This is a genomic window from Neobittarella massiliensis (ex Bilen et al. 2018) (assembly GCF_014269355.1).
Lineage (GTDB): Bacteria > Bacillota > Clostridia > Oscillospirales > Ruminococcaceae > Neobittarella > Neobittarella massiliensis.
The window spans coordinates 381512-401491 of record NZ_JACOGI010000002.1 but is presented as its reverse complement, the minus strand read 5'-3'; the positions used below and the strand labels follow the sequence as shown (position 1 = coordinate 401491).

The 19980-nt window shown below is 57.2% G+C and carries 20 protein-coding genes; 12 read left to right on the top strand and 8 right to left on the bottom strand.

Features of this window, described 5'->3' with window-relative positions:
• The first annotated feature begins 39 nt into the window (after nucleotides 1–39).
• The 8 genes from H8K20_RS10950 to H8K20_RS10915 all read left to right on the top strand — a co-directional run bounded on the left by H8K20_RS10950 (nucleotide 40) and on the right by H8K20_RS10915 (nucleotide 7113).
• A complete protein-coding gene (locus tag H8K20_RS10950) occupies nucleotides 40–1440 on the top strand; it encodes an MATE family efflux transporter (protein WP_186488428.1) in 1401 nt (466 codons plus the stop codon).
• Nucleotides 1441–1611: 171 nt separating this feature from the next.
• Entirely contained in the window at nucleotides 1612–2394 is a 783-nt protein-coding gene (gene udp / locus H8K20_RS10945; RefSeq protein ID WP_105205379.1) for a uridine phosphorylase, read from the top strand.
• Between the two features lie 72 nt (nucleotides 2395–2466).
• The gene (locus tag H8K20_RS10940; protein ID WP_186488427.1) at nucleotides 2467–3144 is read left to right on the top strand and encodes a DUF3592 domain-containing protein; all 678 of its coding nucleotides are present in this window, start codon (nucleotides 2467–2469) and stop codon (nucleotides 3142–3144) included.
• Nucleotides 3145–3305: 161 nt separating this feature from the next.
• Nucleotides 3306–3884 carry a DUF5317 family protein gene (locus tag H8K20_RS10935; protein WP_186488426.1) on the top strand — a complete coding sequence of 193 codons (579 nt, stop codon included), beginning with the start codon at nucleotides 3306–3308 and terminating at the stop codon, nucleotides 3882–3884.
• Nucleotides 3881–4354 carry a hypothetical protein gene (locus H8K20_RS10930; protein WP_105205382.1) on the top strand — a complete coding sequence of 158 codons (474 nt, stop codon included), beginning with the start codon at nucleotides 3881–3883 and terminating at the stop codon, nucleotides 4352–4354. Before H8K20_RS10935 ends, H8K20_RS10930 begins: the two co-directional genes overlap by 4 nt.
• Nucleotides 4355–4375: 21 nt before the next feature.
• Nucleotides 4376–4978, top strand: coding sequence for an accessory gene regulator ArgB-like protein (locus tag H8K20_RS10925; protein ID WP_186488425.1), 603 nt, complete (start codon nucleotides 4376–4378; stop codon nucleotides 4976–4978).
• Between the two features lie 171 nt (nucleotides 4979–5149).
• On the top strand, nucleotides 5150–5272 hold the full coding sequence (locus H8K20_RS10920) for a cyclic lactone autoinducer peptide (protein ID WP_105205384.1): 123 nt from the start codon (nucleotides 5150–5152) through the stop codon (nucleotides 5270–5272).
• Between the two features lie 152 nt (nucleotides 5273–5424).
• Entirely contained in the window at nucleotides 5425–7113 is a 1689-nt protein-coding gene (locus H8K20_RS10915) for a bifunctional diguanylate cyclase/phosphohydrolase (protein WP_186488424.1), read from the top strand.
• A gap of 321 nt (nucleotides 7114–7434) precedes the next feature.
• Here H8K20_RS10915 and H8K20_RS10910 read toward each other — a convergent pair whose 3' ends face one another.
• The 3 genes from H8K20_RS10910 to H8K20_RS10900 form a co-directional block, all read right to left on the bottom strand.
• The gene (locus tag H8K20_RS10910; protein ID WP_164998247.1) at nucleotides 7435–8820 is read right to left on the bottom strand and encodes an MATE family efflux transporter; all 1386 of its coding nucleotides are present in this window, start codon (nucleotides 8818–8820) and stop codon (nucleotides 7435–7437) included.
• A 538-nt stretch (nucleotides 8821–9358) separates the two neighbouring features.
• Entirely contained in the window at nucleotides 9359–9922 is a 564-nt protein-coding gene (locus tag H8K20_RS10905; protein WP_154866945.1) for a hypothetical protein, read from the bottom strand.
• Between the two features lie 88 nt (nucleotides 9923–10010).
• Nucleotides 10011–10451, bottom strand: coding sequence for a DUF1893 domain-containing protein (locus tag H8K20_RS10900; RefSeq protein WP_186488423.1), 441 nt, complete (start codon nucleotides 10449–10451; stop codon nucleotides 10011–10013).
• A 329-nt stretch (nucleotides 10452–10780) separates the two neighbouring features.
• Here H8K20_RS10900 and H8K20_RS10895 point away from each other — a divergent pair, with 329 nt between their 5' ends.
• Entirely contained in the window at nucleotides 10781–12055 is a 1275-nt protein-coding gene (locus H8K20_RS10895) for an L-cysteine desulfidase family protein (protein WP_186488422.1), read from the top strand.
• A 190-nt stretch (nucleotides 12056–12245) separates the two neighbouring features.
• On the opposite strand, the gene H8K20_RS10890 is transcribed toward H8K20_RS10895, so the two are convergent.
• From H8K20_RS10890 to H8K20_RS10870, 5 genes are all read right to left on the bottom strand, one after another.
• On the bottom strand, nucleotides 12246–12614 hold the full coding sequence (locus H8K20_RS10890; RefSeq protein WP_105205390.1) for an ACT domain-containing protein: 369 nt from the start codon (nucleotides 12612–12614) through the stop codon (nucleotides 12246–12248).
• A 63-nt stretch (nucleotides 12615–12677) separates the two neighbouring features.
• Entirely contained in the window at nucleotides 12678–13415 is a 738-nt protein-coding gene (locus tag H8K20_RS10885; protein WP_186488421.1) for a DNA alkylation repair protein, read from the bottom strand.
• 259 nt (nucleotides 13416–13674) lie between these two features.
• Nucleotides 13675–14775, bottom strand: a complete 1101-nt coding sequence (locus H8K20_RS10880) for a tyrosine-type recombinase/integrase (RefSeq protein ID WP_105205392.1) — start codon at nucleotides 14773–14775, stop codon at nucleotides 13675–13677.
• Nucleotides 14776–14881: 106 nt separating this feature from the next.
• Nucleotides 14882–15544 carry an HI0074 family nucleotidyltransferase substrate-binding subunit gene (locus tag H8K20_RS10875; RefSeq protein ID WP_186488420.1) on the bottom strand — a complete coding sequence of 221 codons (663 nt, stop codon included), beginning with the start codon at nucleotides 15542–15544 and terminating at the stop codon, nucleotides 14882–14884.
• 113 nt (nucleotides 15545–15657) lie between these two features.
• On the bottom strand, nucleotides 15658–16167 hold the full coding sequence (locus H8K20_RS10870) for a helix-turn-helix domain-containing protein (protein WP_186488419.1): 510 nt from the start codon (nucleotides 16165–16167) through the stop codon (nucleotides 15658–15660).
• 636 nt (nucleotides 16168–16803) lie between these two features.
• Between H8K20_RS10870 and H8K20_RS10865 the strand changes: the two genes are divergently transcribed.
• The 3 genes from H8K20_RS10865 to H8K20_RS10855 all read left to right on the top strand — a co-directional run bounded on the left by H8K20_RS10865 (nucleotide 16804) and on the right by H8K20_RS10855 (nucleotide 19892).
• Nucleotides 16804–17490: a hypothetical protein gene (locus H8K20_RS10865; protein WP_186488418.1), complete on the top strand. Its 687-nt coding sequence runs from the start codon at nucleotides 16804–16806 to the stop codon at nucleotides 17488–17490.
• Nucleotides 17487–18728 (top strand): replicative DNA helicase, encoded by a 1242-nt coding sequence (locus tag H8K20_RS10860; protein ID WP_186488417.1) that lies wholly within the window; start codon nucleotides 17487–17489, stop codon nucleotides 18726–18728. The genes H8K20_RS10865 and H8K20_RS10860 overlap by 4 nt, the downstream gene beginning before the upstream one ends.
• Nucleotides 18729–19103: 375 nt before the next feature.
• Nucleotides 19104–19892, top strand: coding sequence for a sigma-70 family RNA polymerase sigma factor (locus H8K20_RS10855; RefSeq protein ID WP_186488416.1), 789 nt, complete (start codon nucleotides 19104–19106; stop codon nucleotides 19890–19892).
• The last annotated feature ends 88 nt before the right edge of the window (nucleotides 19893–19980 follow it).

Here is a 19980-nt window from a genome sequence, read left to right as displayed (position 1 = left end):
CCGCCCTGAGGGGGCGGCCTATATAAGGGGGGTATCGCATTGAGATTGCGGCTACAGATCGAGCGCAGCGGCCAGTTTTACAAGTCGGTACTGGCTATCGCCCTGCCGGTGGCGCTCCTAAACATCTTCAATTTTAGCGTGGGCATGGTCGACAGCGTCATGCTGGGCCAGCTGGGCGAAACGGCCATGGCCGCCTCGTCGCTGGGCAACCAGGTGTTCGCCATCGTCAACAGCGTCACCTACGGCACCACCGGCGCCGCCGCCACGCTGCTCAGTCAGTACTGGGGCAAGAGGGATCTCGCCGCCATCCCCAAAGTCATCGCCGCCTGCATGCGCTACACCTTCCTCATCTGTCTGGCGGCGTCTGTGGTGGTGTTTTTGCAGCCGGTGGCCATCATGCGCATCTTTTCCAGCGATATGGCCGTCATCGCCGCCGGGGCGGGGTACCTGCGCATCTACTCGCTCTCCTACGCGCTGTACGCTATCTCCATCACGCTCATCACCTCGCTGCGGGCCATCGAGAACGTGCGCGTGCCCATGCTCATCAACATGCTCTCCTACTCGCTGAATATCGGCTTTAACTACTGTCTCATCTTCGGCAAGTTCGGGCTGCCGGCACTGGGCATCACCGGCGCGGCCATCGGCACGCTGTGTGCCCGCATCATCGAGCTGCTGGCCCTCATCATCTACTGCAAATTTTTCGAAAAAACGGTGCACATCACGCTGGGCAGCTTTTTCTGCTTCGACCGGGGTATCGAGCACCGCTTTTTCAGGCTGCTGGTGCCCATCACCATCACCGAGGTACTCTTCGGCGTGGGCAGCACCATGTACCCGCTGGTATTCGGCCGGCTGGATACCGGCGCTATGGCCGCCTACTCGGTCTCCTACGCACTGCAGCAGCTGTGCACCTCGCTCACCTTTGCCCTGTGCAGCGCCGCCTGTGTGCTCATCGGCAAAGCCGTCGGCGAAGGCGACCGGCAAAAGGTGATGGCCCAATCCAAGGCCTTTCACCTCATGTGCTGGGCGGTGGGCTTTCTCTCAGGCGCCTTTCTCTACTTTGGCAAAAACTGGCTGCTGGGCCTCTACGCCATAACTCCCGAGACCATGGCCGTCACCGACAACTTCCTCACACTGTCCGCCCTTACGCTGTCCATCGTGGCCATGGAGGGCATGTACGCCGCCGGCACGCTGCGCGGCGGCGGCGATGCCACCTTCAACATGATCTTTACCAACCTCTGTCTGTGGGGTATCGGCATCCCGCTGGTGTTTATCGCCGGTTTTGTGCTCCACTGGCCCATGTGGGCGGTATTTCTGCTCACCAAATCCTACTACCTAATCAAGGCCCTGTGCTGCCTGGTTCGCTTTTACTCCGGCAAATGGATCAAAGACGTCACCGCCGACGGCAAGTTCCTCAAAAAAACAGCGGCCGAGCCCAGCTGACCGGCAGCGGTCTATCCCCCTCAATACCGCTAAAAAACAGGCCGGTATATCTCTGTTTTCTCCATTGTTTTTGCCCTGTGGACAGTGGTACAATATTCCTATATCGCACGGGCGCCAAGCAAGTCCGCTCGCCCGCCACTTTTTACGCACGATTACAGGAGGAATACGACTATGCCACAGGTAGATTTAGCCCCCGACGAGAAGATCTGGCACCTGCAGATCTCTAAAAACGATATCAAAGGCGCCAAATACGCCATCCTGCCCGGCGACCCTGGCCGCGTGCCCAAGATCGCCGCCCTGCTCGACAGGCCCGAAAAGATCAACGTCAACCGCGAATACGTCACCTACACCGGCTACGTGGGCGATGCCAAAGTGGTGGTCTGCTCCACCGGTATCGGCGGCCCCTCCGCCTCTATCGCCGTAGAGGAGCTGCACATGCTGGGGGTGGATAACTTCATCCGCATCGGCACCTGCGGCGGCATCCACCTGGATGTGCTGGGCGGCGACGTGGTGGTGGTCACCGGCGCCATCCGCGCCGAGGGCACCTCCCGCGAGTACCTGCCCATCGAGTTCCCCGCCGTGTCCGATCTCGACATGGCCGTGGCTCTGCGCGACGGCGCCAAAAACCTGGGCTACCGCTACCACACCGGCGTGGTGGAGTGCAAAGACTCCTACTACGGCCAGCACTCCCCCGAGCGCATGCCCGTATCCTACGAGCTGCTCAACCGCTGGGAGGCCTGGAAACGCGCCGGCACCCTGGGCAGCGAGATGGAATCGGCTGCCCTGTTCACCGTCTGTGCCGCCATCGGCGCCAAGGCCGGTGCGGTCATGCACTGCGTGCAGAACCAGGAGCGCAAGGCGCTGGGCATGGAGAATCCCTTCGACCACGACACCGAGAAAGCCATCCGTGTGGTGCTCGAGGGCATCAAACTGCTAGAGGAGCGCGGCTTCTAAGTCCCGTTCCAACAAAAAAGTAAAAAAGAGCGCCGATGCAGCTATCGGCGCTCTTTTTCGGGAGGACTGCCCATGACAGATCAGCGTCAAAAAAGCCCCTACCGCACGCTGGGCGCGGTGTTTACCGCCGTGGGCGTGCTGGCCCTGCTGCTGGGGCTTACCTTCTACCTGCTGCAGCGGCAAGACCTGGCCAGCCGCCAGCCGGTAGTGGGGTCCATTACCGCCCTCGAGAGCAGCACCGCCTATGTCGACTACACCGCCGGCGGACAGGCGTACAGCGGGGTGCGGCTCAACTACTACAGCTCCTCCATGTACGTGGGGCAGCGCATCACCCTCTATATCGACCCCGACCGCCCCGGCCAGCCGGCGGTGCGCCAATTTCTAATGGGCTTTATCTTCGCGCTGCTGGGGCTGATATTTGCCTGCATCGGCTCCGGGCTGCTGTACTATCAGCGCCGCAAGCGCCGCCGACGGCAGTATCTGCTGCAAAACGGTCGCCCCATCACCGCCCAGGTCACCGACGTGCAGCGCGATGCCTGCATTCATGTAAATGGCCGCAGCCCCTGGGTGGTGTGGGCCCAGTATGTAGACCCCGGCAGCAGCACCATCTACCAGTTTAAGAGCGACTCGCTGTGGGCCGATCCCACCGCGCTGGTCGGCAGCACCGTGCGGGTGTACGTCGACCGCAGCGATTACCGCCGCTACTGGGTCGACACCTCTTTTCTCGATCGCTATCACATCGTGGGATAAAGTCACACTTTATGGGTCTTTTTGGCGTTTCGTTTGGTAATCCCTGGTATTGTGACCGCTTTTTTGTAGATAAATTATGTTTATATTGACTGTCTCTGTCGAATTGCTATATAATGGCTTTGTATAAGAGTTTGTCCACTTTATAAATAGAGGAGTTATCTGTGATCGAGACGCTGCTGCTGGCCGTGCTGCTGGCCCACAAGCGGGGGTATGCGCTGCGGGGCCTGCGTCAGGCCAAGCTGCTCTACCCCATCTACCTGTTCGAAGTGGTGACGCTGGGCTTTCAGGCCAGCATCTTTTTCGGGGTGTACACCTTTATCCCCTACGCCCCCATCATCAAAACCACCTACATGGTGGCGCTGGCCCTGCCGCTCATCTGCTATCAGCAGTACCGGGCCTGCCTGATCAGCGCCGGCTGCGTGTTCGCCGGCAGCATCTTAAACAATCTGGCCATGGCCGCCAACGGCGGCAAAATGCCGGTATACCCCACGCTCTCCTACCTCACCGGCTACGTCAACACCCGCAATCTCGATCTGGGCGGCAGCCTGCACGTGCTCGGCGGCAGCGCCACCAGGCTCAAGGTGCTCACCGACTATATCGACATTGGCTACAGCGTGCTCAGCATCGGCGATATTCTGGTGCGGGTCATGGGCTTTCTGGCGGTGTACTGCACGCTGCGCCACTTCCACCAGCTGTCTATCGGCGGCGGGGCGCCCGCCCCCAAAAGGAGCATTTCATGAAATTCGATATCATCCAGCTGCTGGCCCAGCTGCTGCGCGACATCCCCGAGGTACTGCTGCTCATGTGGGGGCTCTACACCTTCGCCGGGCGGCGGGTCAGCGCCAAAAATTACTGTATCTGCGGGGCCATACTGGTGCTCACCACCATCGGCTCGCGCATGCTGCCGCTGGCCAACGGGGTCTATGTCATCCTAAACGTCATCATCCTCATCCTGCTGGCCGTCAACGTCTGCAAGATCGAGGTGCTGGGCGCCATCAAGAGCAGCCTGATGGTCACCCTGCTGCTCATCCTCGGTGAGGGGATCAACGTGGTGTTGCTGCAGCTGCTGTTTAAAGACCAGGTGCTGGCCATCTTTGGCGACCCCGTGTACAAGTCCATCGCCGGGGTGCCGGCACTGGTATTTTTGGCGCTTTCCATCGCTATCGTCCGCCTGTACCGCCGGCGCAAAAACACCGCCCCCACCCCGTAACAGAAAGTCGAGGCCCTGCCCATGGAGCATCTATCCCGCGCGCTGGCCAACAAGGTGGGCGGGGCGCTGCACTACCCGCCCGAGCAGATCGAGGTGCTGGCCTACGGCTTTTTTGGATTGTTGCAAACGGCGTTTCTGCTGGCCGGCACCGCTCTGCTGGGCTGGGCGATCGGCGCCTTTTGGCCCTGCCTAGCCGCCGTGTTGGCCGGCTCGCTGCTGCGCCGCTTTGCCGGCGGCGCCCATGCCAGCACGCCCGGCCGCTGTGCGCTCATTACCCTGCTGGTCTGCGGCGCCGCCGCGCTGGCCGCCACCCTGCTGGCGCGGTCGGTATCCCGGCCGCCGCTGCTGGCGGCATATCTGGCCAGCTGTGCGCTCTGCCTGGCGGTGGTGGGGGCCCGCGCCCCGGTCGACAGCCCCAACAAGCCGCTGCCCAGTAAAGAGCGCTGCCAAAAGCTGCGGCGGGGCGCACTGACAGTGGTCGGGTGCTATACCGCCGCCGGCGCCGCCGCTCTCGTATTCGGCCCCGGCCCGCTGCCGGCAGTGACGGTGGCGGTACTGCTGGCAGTGCTGTGGCAGGTCCTCACGCTCACCCGTCTCGGCGGCAAGCTGTTGGGCCGCCTGTAAGCCTCCACTGCAAAAGTAGTCGTCCAGCGGCCCGGTACGCCCAGCTTGTAGCCGTGCCACACATTTTCACTGACCACGCGCCCCGGCCAACGCCGGCGGCGCTCCTATATGCGCAGGGCCTGTGGCCTTGTGCACACCACCAAAAGCGCCCCATAAAAGGAGGTGAACGCGATGAAGAAGAGAGCATACGCCGCTTTTGCCGCGGTGGCGGCACTGGCCGCCGCACTGATGGCGTCTTCGGCCTGCCTGTGGTTCTTCTACCAGCCCGAAGAGCCGAAAAGCCTGCGCAAGTAGGGTGTATAAGAGGGGGGCGACGTATGCCCCCCTCTCCTGCTGTCCGGTGACCTCTACCGCCTGGGCCCGCTTATCTCGCCCGGCAGTTTTCGCGCGATGGGGCCCCAACATACTCTGTCCGGCCTTCCCGTCGCCATAGAAAAGGAGAAGAAATGGCCCCTCACAAAACCTCCTATAAGCCCAGCGTGCGGGACTTTTTGTTCTCGGTGCGCCTGTTATCGCTGTTTTTTGCCTCCATCGCCTTTTTCCAGTTCATCTACCAGCAGGCGGGCGAGGCCCACGGCACCTACTTCTACCTGCTCTACGCGCCGCTGGCGGTGTGTGGGGTGTGTATCGCCGTCTTTCTGTGCATCTCCAACGTCTACCGGGCCGCCGGCAGATACGCCCGCCAGCTCAAGGTGCTGGAATGTGTGCTGATGAGCGCCATCTTTCTGTGTGCCATCGCCGTCACCGGCCTGTACCAAAGCCAGTACAAGATCCTGTTTTTATTCCTCATCATCAGCTACACCTTCGAGTACGGCATGCGTGCCGGGCTGTACCTGGCGGTGTTCGCCTCGCTGTCCATCGTCGGTATCGACCTGGTGTGGGCGCCGGTAAAAGGCGGGGTCAACCTCTATTTTCAAAATGACCTGCTGCTCTGCGGTGCCTTTATCGTCACTGCCTGGGCGCTGGGCTTTTACGCCCAGATGCGCCAGGAACACATCGCCAGTCTCGAGCGGCAGATCAATACCGATGGCCTCACCGGCCTGCTCAACCACCGCAACTTCTACGACGCGGTACAGCTGTGCTACGACACCGCCCAAAAAGAGGGTACGCCCCTGTCGCTCATCTTTGCCGACATCGACTACTTCACCACCTATAACGACTGTCACGGCCACCAGCAGGGCGACTTGGCCCTAAAAGAGACCGCCGACCTGCTGGCCTCTACCGCCGGGCAAAAGGGGCAGCTGTTTCGCTACAGCGGCGCCAAATTCGCCTGTATTCTGCCGGGGATGGACCAGCAGCAGGCCACTGTTCTGGCGCGGCAGATGCGCGATGCCATAGACCAGCACCCCTTTTACGGGCAGGAGCTGCTCCCCGCCGGCAGCCTCACCATCTCCTGCGGGGTGTGCGGGCTGAGCAGCCGCCACCTCTCCTGCAACCAGTTCGTGCAGGAGTGCGACGACGCCCTCTACCGGGCCAAGTTCTTCCGCAAAAACCGGGTGGAGGTGTACGTCTCGCTGCTGGACCAGTTCCGCGCCGCCGGCGACACCGACGATTTCGAAAACAGTCTCTCCTCCATCCGGGCGCTCATCTCGGTGGTCAACTCCCGCGACCTGTACACCTTCGGCCACACCGAGCGGGTGGTGTACTACGCCAGTCTCATGGCCAAGCGTCTGCACCTCAGCCGCGCAGACAGCCGCGCCCTGCTCTACGGCGCCTACGTGCACGACGTGGGCAAGATCAACGTCGCCAAAGAGATCCTGCTCAAGCCCATCGCCCTGACCGACGAGGAGTGGGCCGAGATGAAAAAGCACCCCAGCGACGGGGCCTACATCATCCGCAACCTGCCCAGCCTCAGTTTTGTGGCCGACCTGGTCGAGCACCACCACGAGCGCTACGACGGCAGCGGCTATCCCCACGGTCTCAAGGGGGAGGAGATCTCCTACCTGGCGCGCATCCTCACGCTGGTCGACAGCTTCGATGCCATCATCTCCAAACGCCCCTACAAAAAGGCCCGCACCATCGACGAGGCTATCGCCGAGCTGCTGCGCTGCCGCGGCACCCAGTTCGACCCCACCCTCACCGACATCTTTGTAGAGGAGCTGCGCTCCTTCCACAGCGCCCCCTACGGCGCCTGAAATTCCTCACCCCACCCAGGTGTCGCCCACTCAAGAGAGATCCGCCTGCACCGGCAAAACAGCCGGCTGGCGGGTCTCTCTCTTTGCGCCGTACCGCTCTGCGGCCCATCCCGGCGCGGGCGGCTCGCCGGCGGGGCACACCGCGTCAGCTCGGGCCCGCATATCCCCGCGCTGTCACCGCACTCCTCCCCCGCTGCCCACCGCTTTATCCGGGGGCCAGCAGCTTTTTCCCCAGCGCGCAAAAAAGGCGGCGCCCCACCGTCAAACGGGTGGGACGCCGCCTAATTTTTTATGTCTTCGCACCTGCCGGCAAACGGCCGATTAGTGCTCCTGCAGCGCTTCTTTGTCGCGGGTGACCTGCTTGATCCACTTGCTCCCGCGGGTGCGGAAGTAGCCGTAAAAGCCCTTGATGACATAGTCGCACTTGAGGATGATGAACACCACGATGGGGGAGAATTTAAACCAGAATGCCCCGGCAAAGGCAAGCGGCATAATAATGCCCCACATGATCACGGTGGTGTAGATGAGGATGTTGGTGGTATCGCCGCTGCCCACCTGCAGCCCGGTCACATACAGCGACTCGTAGGCGAAGGCGATCATGCACAGGCCGTTGATGATGATCATCTGGTCGGCCATAGCATGAGTGGCGGGGGCGATGTTGTAAAAGCCCAACACCAGGTTCTTGATCGACAACACCAGGATCATGGTGAAGATGCCCAGCCCCATGCCCAGCACGTTAAAGGTCTTTTTCTGCAGCTTGGCGCGCTGAATATCGCCCGAGCCAATGGTCTTGCCGATGATGACCGACGAGGCGCCCGACAGGCCCGACAGGAAGGTGGAGCCGATGCGGTGCAGCACCTCGGCGATCGTATTGGCGGCAATAGTAGTGGTGCCCAGACGACCAAAGATCACCGAGTAGGCCGCCATGCCGATGGTGAAGATCATCTCACTGAGCATCGACGGGGCCGCGTAAGACAAAAAGTCTTTAAACAGCACCTTGTCCTTGTGCATAAAGTCGCTGATCTTCATGCGCACGTGGGGGTTTATAAAGAACATGTGCACCAGCACGCAGCTCAGCTCGATGATACGGGCGATCAGCGTGCCGATGGCCACGCCGGTAATGCCCATCTTGGGCAGGCCAAACTTGCCGAAAATAAAACCGTAGTTCAAAAAGATGTTGACCGAGTAGGTGACCAGATTGATGATCAGCGGCGTCTTGGCGTTCTCGGTGGCGCGCACCGACAGCATGTAGGCGTTGCTCACCGCAAACATCACATAGGTCAGCGCCACGATGCGCAGGTAGTTGATACCGGCGTTTATGACCTCTTTATCGGTAGAGAAGATGCCCATGATCTGGGTGGGGAGCAGTATGACCGCGACGGCGGTGATCAGCGCCAGCAGCACCGAGCTGCGCACGGCGATAGCCAGCACCCGCTTGATGGCGTCGGTGTCCCCCTTGCCCCAGTACTGGGCAATGAGCACCGCACCGCCCAGCGTGAGCCCGCGCAGTATGCCCGAGACGATCAAAAAGGGCTGGTCGGCAATGGCCGACGCCGACATGGGCACCTCGCCCAGCGCGCCCAGCATAATGCTGTTTAACGTGGTGACACTGTACATCAGCGCCGACTGCAGCGCCAGCGGTACTGCCAGCGACAGCACCGACCCATAGAAGTACCGGTCCCGTTCGATCGCGATTCCTCTTTTCAAGTATCTTCCCTCTCTCTTCATAAAACTCTCTGTCCGGCGGCCGGCCACCGCCGCAACCCCCGGGTGGCCGCTCAAAAACACCGCGCCGCTACTTTAAAAAGTCGATGTGGGCGCCGGGCCGCACGCCCGCGCCAAACACATCTCCCCACCGAAAAACGGCGGCAGATACCCGCGCCGCACCGGCCATTACAGTTTAGCATACTCTCCACTGTTTTCCTATTGACAATGTCACGAAAATGCAAAATGACCTATGAACAGTTGCAACATATGTGCATATATCACAATTATCAGGCCTGAAACTGGCAAAGCTACACCGTTTTACCCGCCATTTACACAAATTTGCGCCAGTGCCGGTCACCGGACTCCCACCGGCCCCAGCACCCTGCTCGCACCGGGTCCAGACACAAAAATACCCGCCGCCCTGTTCTGGGGTGTCGGGTGTAAAAAAACTGTACAAAATCACCAGAGGGCGGGCGTCCTGACCCACTCCGGTCCGCTCCGGTCCGCTCCAGCCCACCTTGGCCTGCCTCAACCTGCCTCAGCCCGCTACCGTGTCGTAGTTGGCCAGCTCTCCCCGGTACAGCACCGCTCCAAAGCTCTGGCGGCCCAGGTCCTGCGGCCGTATCAGGCTAAAGTCTTTCTCAAAGTGCAGCGTACCGCTGTTTTCCAGCACAAAAGCCACGAACTGCGAGCAGACGAACCGCCGGCGAAAGCGTTTGGGCCAGCCCATCGCCATAAAAAACAGCCCGGGGAAGTTGTATTTAAACTCTGACTGGTTGCGCAAAAAGTACTCGATAATCTGCTTGGCGCGCAGGTACTGCTCGCTGCTCACCTCCAGCTGATACACCACGCAATGGGTGCCACTCAGCTCCTTGTACACGCCCCCGCGGGGGTCCTCGTGCACGAATCCCGCCTCCCAGGGCCGCTCCTTGATGGTGTTGCGCCCAAAAGAGTACAGCTGAGTCAGCGACTTGTCCAGCGATATCGAGACGTGGGTGAACTCGTTGCGGGTGATCAGCCGCAGCACCTTAGAAAACCAGGTGCCGGTGTGGGTAAACATGATGTATATGTACTGGGGCTGCACGACTGCGTCTTTCTCCATGAAAAAGGGCCACCTCTTGTCTGCGCGGCGCCGCTGGATTTGCAGCGCCGCGGCGAAATCGATCAAAACACAAAATGGGTTTCCGGCACTAGATCTTGTAGCTGCCGTCAGCCAGTGCCGCCAGCCGGGCCCTGATGGCGGGAATAGCCTGCTCGGGCGTCGTCACTTCCATCACCGAGTTCTCGATGGGGCACTGGCCGCTGCCGGTGCGGTTGGTGATAATGGGCACCTCCCGCCCACAGTGCAGCACCAGCCCCAGCTGGGCCGCCAGGTCGATGGCCGGGCGGCTGGCCACGAACGAGAAGATCTCTCTGGCGCCACACAGCGCGGCCACGAACACCGCCGCTTTGCCAAACACCCGGTCGCAGATATACGGCGCCGCCCCGGGGTACTGCTGATACAGATCTAAAAGCGGGGCGATGCCCTGCTTCTGCGAAGAAAAAAGCAGCTCTCCGCTCTCGCCGGCGGCCAGGCACTTGTCCTCGCTGTTTTCCATCTGTGCTCTGAGCTCCTGCAAAATCTTATGCACGGCACACATCCCTCTTTCTTACAAAACTCTTTCAGCTTCAGCGTGCACTACCCCGGTCACCGCGGCCAAAAAACATGCCACAGGCGCCGGCCGTATGCAGCGGGCGCCAACAGGGCGCAGTGGCGGCAGTGCGGCTATCTAATCTATTATAACAAAGCACCTCTCCCCTGCCAAGGGGCAGCGGCGCGATTCGCCTCGCTTGTGCACAAAAAAACGCACAAAAAAGGCAGCGCAACTCCTATGTGCGGGGCCATTGTTCCCCGGCGGCGCGGCTGCTATAATAGGTCTAGTACGTCATGCAACAAAATGATCATCAGGAGGAAGAGAACATGGAGGAATGCGTCTGTAGACAGTACATCCAGATCTTACAGCAGGAACTGGTGCCCGCTCTGGGCTGTACTGAGCCCATCGCCATCGCCTTTGCGGCGGCCAAGGCCCGCGAGGTACTGGGGAAGATGCCCCAGCGCATCGTCGCCAGCTGCAGCGGCAACATCATCAAAAATGTCAAGGGGGTCATCGTCCCCACCACCGGCGACATGAAAGGCATCGACGTGAGCGCGGTGCTGGGGGCCGTGGGCGGCGACAGCAGCCTGGGGCTGGAAACGCTCACCCCCATCACCCCCGCCCACCTGGCCACCTGCCGCGAGCTGCTTTCGCAGAACATCTGCCAGGTAAAACTGCTGGAAGGCGTTTCGAATCTACAGATCATTCTAGAGGTGTATGCCGATAGCGACAGCGCGCTGGTAGAGGTGTGTTACGCCCACACCAACATCGTGCGCATCGAGAAAAACGGGCAGGTACTGCTGGATGTGCGGGATCAGCAGAGCGGCAGCGGCCATGAAGGGGCCGATTACAGCACGCTCAATCTGCCCGACATCTTCGCCTTTGCCACCACCGGCGACATCAGCGAGCTGCAGCCCACCATCGACCGGCAGGTGCAGTATAACCGCGCCATCGCCCAGGAAGGGCTCAAAAATAACTACGGCGCCAGCGTGGGCAAGACGCTGCTCGAGGTGTACGGCGACCGGGTCGAAAACTTGGCCCGGGCCTGGCCGGCCGCCGGCAGCGACGCCCGTATGGGCGGCTGCGTGCTGCCGGTAGTCACCAATTCCGGCAGCGGCAATCAGGGCATGACCGTGTGTCTGCCGGTGCTGGCCTACGCCGAGCACCTGCACTGCGACCGCGAAAAGACCACCCGCGCGCTGGTGCTCGCAAACCTCATCGCCGCCTATCAAAAACGGGGTCTGGGCAAGCTCAGCGCCTATTGCGGGGCGGTCTCGGCCGCCTGCAGCGCCGGCGCCGCCATCACCTGGCTGTGCGGCGGCAGCTATCAGGATGTCTGCACCACCATCACCAACACGCTGGCCAACGTGTCGGGCATCGTCTGCGACGGGGCCAAAGGCTCCTGCGCCGCCAAGATCGCCTCGGCAGTCGACGCAGCGCTGCTGGCCCACCACATGACCCAAAAAGGCCGCACCTTCGGAGCCGGCGAAGGCCTGGTGATGGACAGCGCCGACCGCACCGTCGATGCCGTCACCCGCATGGGCCGCGAAGGCATGCGCTCTACCGACGTCGAGATCCTAAATATCATGATCGGCAAATAGCGGCACTTTTCATCATGGGGGACTTTATTCTCCCCGGCCCAACCCGGCCCAACCCAGCACAGTCCAACCCAGCACAGTCCGGCATAGAGCAGAGCAGCCGCCGACCGCACATCAAAAAGCCAGAGCAGCCGGGAAATCACTCGTTTCCCCGGCTGCTCTGGCTTTTTATAAAAGGTAGCTGGTGCCGCGCTCACCCCTCGATCTGGTGCCCCGCCTCACGCAGGCAGCACAGCGCTTTTTGGTAGTGCTGCTGTTTGGTCAGGATATAGTCGGTGTTGTAGGTCGATACGGCAAAGATACCGATCTCGTTTTGGGCCAGAATATCCGCGATCTCCGCCAGGATCCCGATCAGCGAAAAGTCTAACTGCCCCTCGATGCGCAGTATCCGCCAGCCGTCGTCGCGCTGGGTGGCGTTGGCGGGGGCGCGCTCGGTCCTGCACACCACCGATAGCTCCTCGTCTGTCTTGCCCAAAAAGCAAAATGTATCCTCCAGGTCCACCTGCGACAGGTCCGGCACCTTGCAGACCGACATCTGTACGGCAAATCTCCTTAAAACCATCTGTTCTCCCCTTATCTCATTCAGATCTTCTGTTCTTAGGCCGCCATCACCGCCGACAGCAAACTACTTCTTTTTGCGCCGCAGGGTCCTGAGCATCTGCTTGTCGTCACTGCTTACGCGAAACGAGTCGCACAGCTTCGAGATGGTCTTCTGGTGGGTGAGATCATCCAGCGCACCGCCCTGCAGCAGCTCCACCACATAGTCCGGGTCATAGAGGTAGGCAGTGGCGTAAAACCAGGCCAGCGCCATCTGCACATAGTAGTGCTCCCGGTGTATCTGCGCACACAGCGCCAGCGCCCGGCTGCGGTGGCTGTCCGCCAGCAAGTAGGTCATACACAGGACCACCGCCACCCGCACCTGCCAGGGGTCCGGCTGGTCAGCCAGCCGGGCACACAGCGCCAGCGTATAGTCCAGGTCCTTTTTCAGGCCCTTACAATGGCTGCAAAAGCTGTCGCACTGGGCCCAGTTGTGGATGCGGGGAATATACGCCTCTATATACTGCCGGGCGGTGTCGTCCAGCTCTTTGGCGGTGGCGCGCCCCAGCACCAAGCCGCACAGCACCGTCTCCTCCTGGGTGCCGTCGGCGCTGCAGTCCACAAAGCCGCGCCAGTCACCGGCGGCTATCTGCCTGGCCGCCGCCTGCAGCACCGGTGCCCGCACCCCCAAAAGCGGGGTATCGGCATCAGCCAGTATCTTCTGGTGAAACTGGCGGTAGCCGTCGTCGGCCTGTCCCTGCAGCCAGTTTATCAGCTGTTGGTAGTGTTCGCGGTCCCATCTGGTAGGCAGTGGCATATCGCTCATCATTTTTCCTCCAATATGATCGGCACCAGCTCCTGTAAGCTGGCTATGCGGTAGGTGATCTTTAACCCCTCATCCGACTTGTGTCCGGTGGGCTCGTACAATAAGCGCATGTTTTTGGGGCGAATACAGCGTGATTTGTAGTAGTCAAATGGGCATAGAATACAGCGCAGTATACACCGAGTAACTGGGAAAATAAAAACAGGTGCGGTAAAACATGCGGTCAAAAAACAGCGGGCCATCTGTACCCGCTGCTGCTATTTTACTGCGAAAGCACCCTGTCGAAAACACCGTCAAGCATATTCGCTGCCCGCTGCTTTTCGCCGTCCACCTCATGGCCGTATACGCCGAATGTGTCCATGCTGCCAGAGTGGCCGACTACCATTTTTATAAGCTGCTCGGGTACATCGGACTTCGCAAGGCTTATGAGGGTATGCCGCATTTCATATAGGCTGCATGAAATGTTGTGTTGCTTGCGATATAGTTTCCATTTTCCATAAAGACAGACGCTTGACATAGCGTTTCCGTGGCGATCAGGGAACAGCCATTTTGAAATAATGTGGTGCCGTTTCAGGTTTTCCCGTTGCTGTTCCAATATGGCCAGCTGGTGTCGACCTAGAATTATTGACCGCTGAGCATTTTCATTTTTTCCGGTGGTGATCTCTCCATAACTGTTTATAGAGCGCTGAACGGTCAGCGTGTTGCCCGAAAGATCGCTATTCTGCAACCCGCACAACTCGCCCGGACGCAAGCCCAACAGCACAAGAAAACGGAAAGCGGGTACATAGAAATAGGGCTGTACTTGTCCGCGCGTTTTTACAAGATCGGTAGAAAACAGGGTTTTTAAATCATCGGGTTGTAGTATACGCTTTTTGCCCACTGGTGCTCCGCGTGGTATCGTGATATCTTCCGGGCGCTCCATGGGTATACCGTTTTTCTTTGCGAACCGGCAAAACACCGATATTGTAGTACGTATGCTAGTAAGCGTCTTTTTTGATAGCCCACCCTTAAAACCGCGATCAATGCAGTTCTGCCAGTCCTGTTCAGTTAAAGCCGCAACCCGCTTGTGTTCCAGTCCGGGGAGCAACCAGCAGCGCCCGAAATACTCTGTTTGCTTATAGTTGCTGGTGCCGGTGGTGCTCTTTACTCTTTCCAGATGTTCGGCCCACAGCGCCCCGAAACGGACGTTTTCACGGCTGCTGCCAGTCTCTAGCCACTTGTCTGCCTTGCGCTCGGCCTCTGCCTTGCCTTTCTTACCTGCGGTAGCAGAGTAGAACGACCGACGAACGCCGTCTTTCTGTACATCAATGCGCCAGCGGGTCGATTTTTCCACCCAGCGGGCTTCATTTTTGCGTACTGCCATAGTTTACAGCCCCTTTCACATTGTGGTATAGTCAGGGGGCAGATCATGGCACGTTGCCATCCTCTAAGCCTTGCCGTAGTGTCCCTCGGGCACATGGCAGGGCTTTTTATTTTGTGCCCCCCAGCTTCCCTACAACATCATCAAACAGGTCTACATACTGATTTTTAATACGGTCAAATATCGTCGCGGCGGTATCTTCGTCGTATATGTGGGACGTGGAATTTCGGTCATTTAGTAGCCCTATCCATAGTGCCTCATCTTGTATCACACCATCTGCAAACGCCTGCCGTATGGCCGATTTGGGGCTATTTACATCCGTATAGCCTTGATCTATCAGATATTCACGCAAAGTTTTCCATGTCAGCTCTGTGCAAAACTCAAAGCGCTGTATAGCGCCATCACGGATAGAGGCTAACGGGTTGTTCTCATAGTCTTTTAGCGCCTCTTTCAGCCTGTCCACTGCGCTTATCAGCTTGGTGTATTTCTCCTGCATTTTATCCATAAGAATAACCCCGTCCCTCTCTATATTGCGCAACAGTGCCGCGTCTGTCTGCTGGGTAACATGGACAATATCGATTTTCAGCAGGGTGGGCAGATCGTCCAGCTGCGACCAAAAAGCAGGTTGGCACTCCTGTGGCATTCCCCAAACCGCAATATCTATGTCGCTGCCCTGCCGATGATCTCCACGGACCCGAGAGCCAAAGAGTACCACGCGATCAGCACCATATTTTCGACCCGCTGCCGCTATTTGACGGTATATTTGCTGCATTGTTTGACCCCCTTGTGATGGTTGTTGTGGCGGGTTTTAGGTCCTCTAGTCCCACAATAACAATATCTGGTTTACTATCTGGCATTGGTGTGGGATATCTACCACAGGTTGTTTTAGAAGGGTAAATCATCATCGTCGGAGAGATCTAACACGAACGGTTCTTGGTAAAAATTGTCATTTAATTTATTGTCAACCCATAAAGAATACAGGTCGTCATCTATTGTTTTCTCATTGCGAAGGGCTAACAACTTTCGCCATTCATGTAGAAAACCCTGAATTTTATTATCGTGTATAAATACCCCTAAATCGGGCGAGTTATATGTATCAAGATTAATTTCAAATATTTTTGATATTTCTGTTAAATCTCTTAAGACGTCCGCATATGTGATGTACTCAACTTTGTTTGTTTGCTTATCAGAAAGGCCACAAAGCCAGTCCATAGAAACTTTGCATTTCTGGGCGATATTTTTTAGGCCATCAACGGGGGCGTTTACGCTGCCACGCTCATAGCTAGACAACGTCTGCTGCTTTATCCCCAGAAATTCGCTGAACTGCCGCTGGTTCATATCCATCTGTTCTCTCAAATTTTTAATACGGGCTGCTGTAATTGAAACGTCTTTCACATTGTCCACCGCCTCTACAGTATCTATTCACACTTATATATTACTATATTCGATGTATGGTTGCAAGATTTATTTATATATACTCTCACTTATTGCGTTTTACAATTATTGCTGGTATAATCTATTTAAACAAGTTTTAAGGAGGTGCATTTGTGGAAAGCAGCAATAATGTAAAGGCCATTGTGGCACGGTCATGCATGACCATTGAAGAGGTCTCTCGGAAGTCAGGCCTAGCAATGTCCACCGTGTGCAATGCCATCCAGGGGAAAAAATATCTCTAAAAACCATTGGCAAGCTAGCCCGGGCGCTCGGGGTAGATGTGACCGAGATCATGGAGGTGAAGTGATGAAACCGTATAGCTATATCAGGGGCGCACTGCGCCAGTACGACATAGACCAGCAGTACATAGCGGGGCAGCTGGGCAGAAGTCGCGCCTATGTTTCGCAGCGATTTAGCGGACACGGTACATTTACGCTAGAAGAGGCGTACCAGATCATGGGGATGTGTGGCGTACCCGCTAGCGAGGTGTATAAGGCATTCCCACCGGGTGGGCAAGCCGTACACGATAAGCCCAAACCGCGCCTATTTATCGCGAGACGTGCCGACGGAGCGCGGCCATGGTAGGGGGTGCGGACCTTGCTTGAAAATGGATTTGTACAGCTGCACCGAAGTATTTTAGACTGGGAATGGTACGGGGACATAAATACAACCCGTTTATTTATACACCTACTGCTCACTGCAAACTATGAGCCTAAGCCTTGGAAAGGCATTACAATAGACCGTGGTCAGCGGGTTGCCAGCTATGGAAAACTAGCTGAAGAAACTGGACTTTCAATTAAGCAAATTCGGGCATCCATACGGCACCTCAAAAGGACAGGCGAGGTGGCACACACAGCAACCTCAAAATATGGCTTATTTACGGTAAAAAATTACGATAGATACCAGACACAGGGCACACAAACGGGCAGTCAAGTGGGCACACAAATGGGCAGTCAGAGGGCAGTCAAAGGGCAACAATGTAATAAAGATAATAAAGCAATAAAGAAAAAATATAATATTATTGGGGGAAAATCCCCCATCGCACAACCACAAAAATTCCAAAAACCAACGCTAGAAGAAGTACAAGCATATTGCCGAGAGAGAGGCAACGCTATATCGCCTGAACGCTTTATGGACTACTACGAGTCAAATGGTTGGAAAGTCGGCAAAAGCCAAATGAAAGATTGGAAAGCAGCCATCCGCAATTGGGAACGCAGAAACAATCAGGAGGCTAACCAGCAAGTAGAGTGCCTTGGGTACGGAAAAGGGGCGGTAAGACTATGAATGCCTATGGCCTCAATCTGGAGTGCAACGTAATAGGCGGTTTACTCTTATGGCCCGAGGAATTTGGCGCCCAGGTATTTGCCAGACTGCACGAGGACGACTTCGAGGAAGAGCTGTTGTCAGAGATCTTCGCGGCAGCCCGTAAAGCCATGAGAGGCAAGCACGATATAAACGCAGCGGAGTTAATGGCCCGCCTCAACGGCGAACAGAAAGTAGTCGCATATCGGTGTTGCGAGAGCGTTATCAGCAAGAGCAACTATCTGGGCATGGTCGAAACGCTCGCACAGGATAGCAGCCGCCGCAAGATCAAAAAACAGGTAGTTGAGCTGGCGATGGGAGAGGATTACGATTTGCTCCCAAAATTGCGAAAGATTGTAGAAACAGAGGCAGCTAAGGCAAACGGAGCCAAATACAAAGACCAAATGGCAGTAGAGGCCGTCAAGTTCTTGGAAGAGATCAACCGTCCACCAGACCCCGCTGAACGCATATGGACAGGCTTCCCGAAAATAGACCAGACCACTGGCGGGCTTAGAAAAAAGACGCTGTCTTATGTGGGTGCCAGACCATCTACAGGCAAGACGGCATTCGCCCTCAATGTATTGGCTAATCAGATACCGACCAAAAACCGCTGTGTATTCTTCACGCTGGAAATGTCAACCGGGCAATTGTTCGAGAGGCTGCTGGCCGACCGGCTGAATATACACTATGGCAAGATCAACAGCAAAAACCTGTCTGACAAAGAGCGGGCAGACATGTACAAGGCTCTGAACCAGATCGTGGAGCGGGACAACATCCGTGTGCTGGACGATATCTACACCGTGGAAGAGATGGAACACGCTATAGCCTCGATCAAGCCACAGCTGGTTTTGGTCGACTTTATCCAGTGTGTGCGCACTGTTCAGCGGTTCTCTATGCGGCGGCAGGAGATCGACTACATAAGCGGCGAGTTCAAACGCATGGCTAAGCGGTACAACTGCCATATCATGGTACTGTCACAGATATCCAGAGCAGGTAAAGAGGCTCCCCGGATGAGCGATCTCAAAGAGTCTGGCGCATTGGAGCAGGACGGCGACTATATCTTCATGCTGCATCGCCCCTATGTGCTGCTCAAAACAGACGGAGCAGACCCAAAGACAGCCGAGATCATGCTGGACAAAAACAAGTATGGGAATATAGGCGTGATAGATATGTGGTTTAAGGGCGAGTTTCAACGCTTTACGGAGGCGTGGGTATGTTGATAGATACAGACCGGATTGACCGAATGATTGTAGATGCAACAAAGAAACGATACGCACCAAGGGGCGAGCGGTTTCGGGAATACGAGAGGATAAAAGCCGATATCAGCGAGCTATACGGTGGGAAAACATGCAGCAAATACGAAACAGCGATAGAAAAATTGGCTGCTGCCTTGCGGCTATGATAGAGCATATATCGACCACACAGACAACAAAAAAGCTGCCTACAGCGCGGGAACACTGTAAGCAGCAAGCAAAATGACACCCCTATTTTACACCATGGCATGACGTAAAGCAAGGGGGACACGCGCGCGGGAGCAATCCGGCGCGCTTTTTTATGCGTACAAAACGGGACAGATCAAGGGGGAGGCATTGGGCATGACCGAGACGAAGCAAGGGCGAAGCAACGAAGAACTGGCAATACTGGCCCAGCAGGGAGACAAACGAGCCTTGTATCTGCTGTGGCAGCAGATAGAGACGCTTGTTTGCATGATATGCGGTAGGGCGTACCAATACCGCAAAGATCGAGCAGACCGGGCAGGAGTAGCAGAAGAGGACATGAAGCAAGAGGGCTACTTCGCTTTTCTCGACGCGGTGCAGGCCTATAGCCCGGCCAGCGGGTACAAGTTTACCACCTATCTGCACTACCCGCTACAAAACCACATAAACGCCCTATTAGGCGTGCGAACGGTGCGGACAATAAAAGACCCGCTTTGCAACTGTTCTAGCCTTGACGCGCCGATTTCGGGCGGTGACGATGAAAATATAACGGTTGCCGATACCATCCCCGATAAAGGCACAGAAATGGAAGAGGCAGAGCAGCGGGTATTTTGCGATCAACTGCGGGCAGACCTAGAAAAATGCCTTGATGAGATCCCCGATCCAGAGGCAAGCGCATTGCGGGCCGTCTATTTCGACGGCAACACGCTACAGCAAATAGCAGCCCAGCGCGGGCTGTCCATAGAGCGGGCGCGACAACTGAAAATCTCTGGGCTACGCAAAATGCGGTACGGGCCGAGACTGTCCCGGCTGAAAAAGTACGAAAACGAAATCATTAGTACCCAGCCATGGCGCGGCAGCGGGTTGGGTGCGTACAGGGTAAGCGGTGCATCATCGGTTGAAAAGACGGTTGAACGGCTGTCAGGCTTGTGGGCGGATGGTGCTTGACTGTCCTGTTTATCGGACACCCTAAAAAGGTACAACACATCACTGCTAAATTTTGAGCAGAGAGACTACCTCACTAGCGAATTTCACT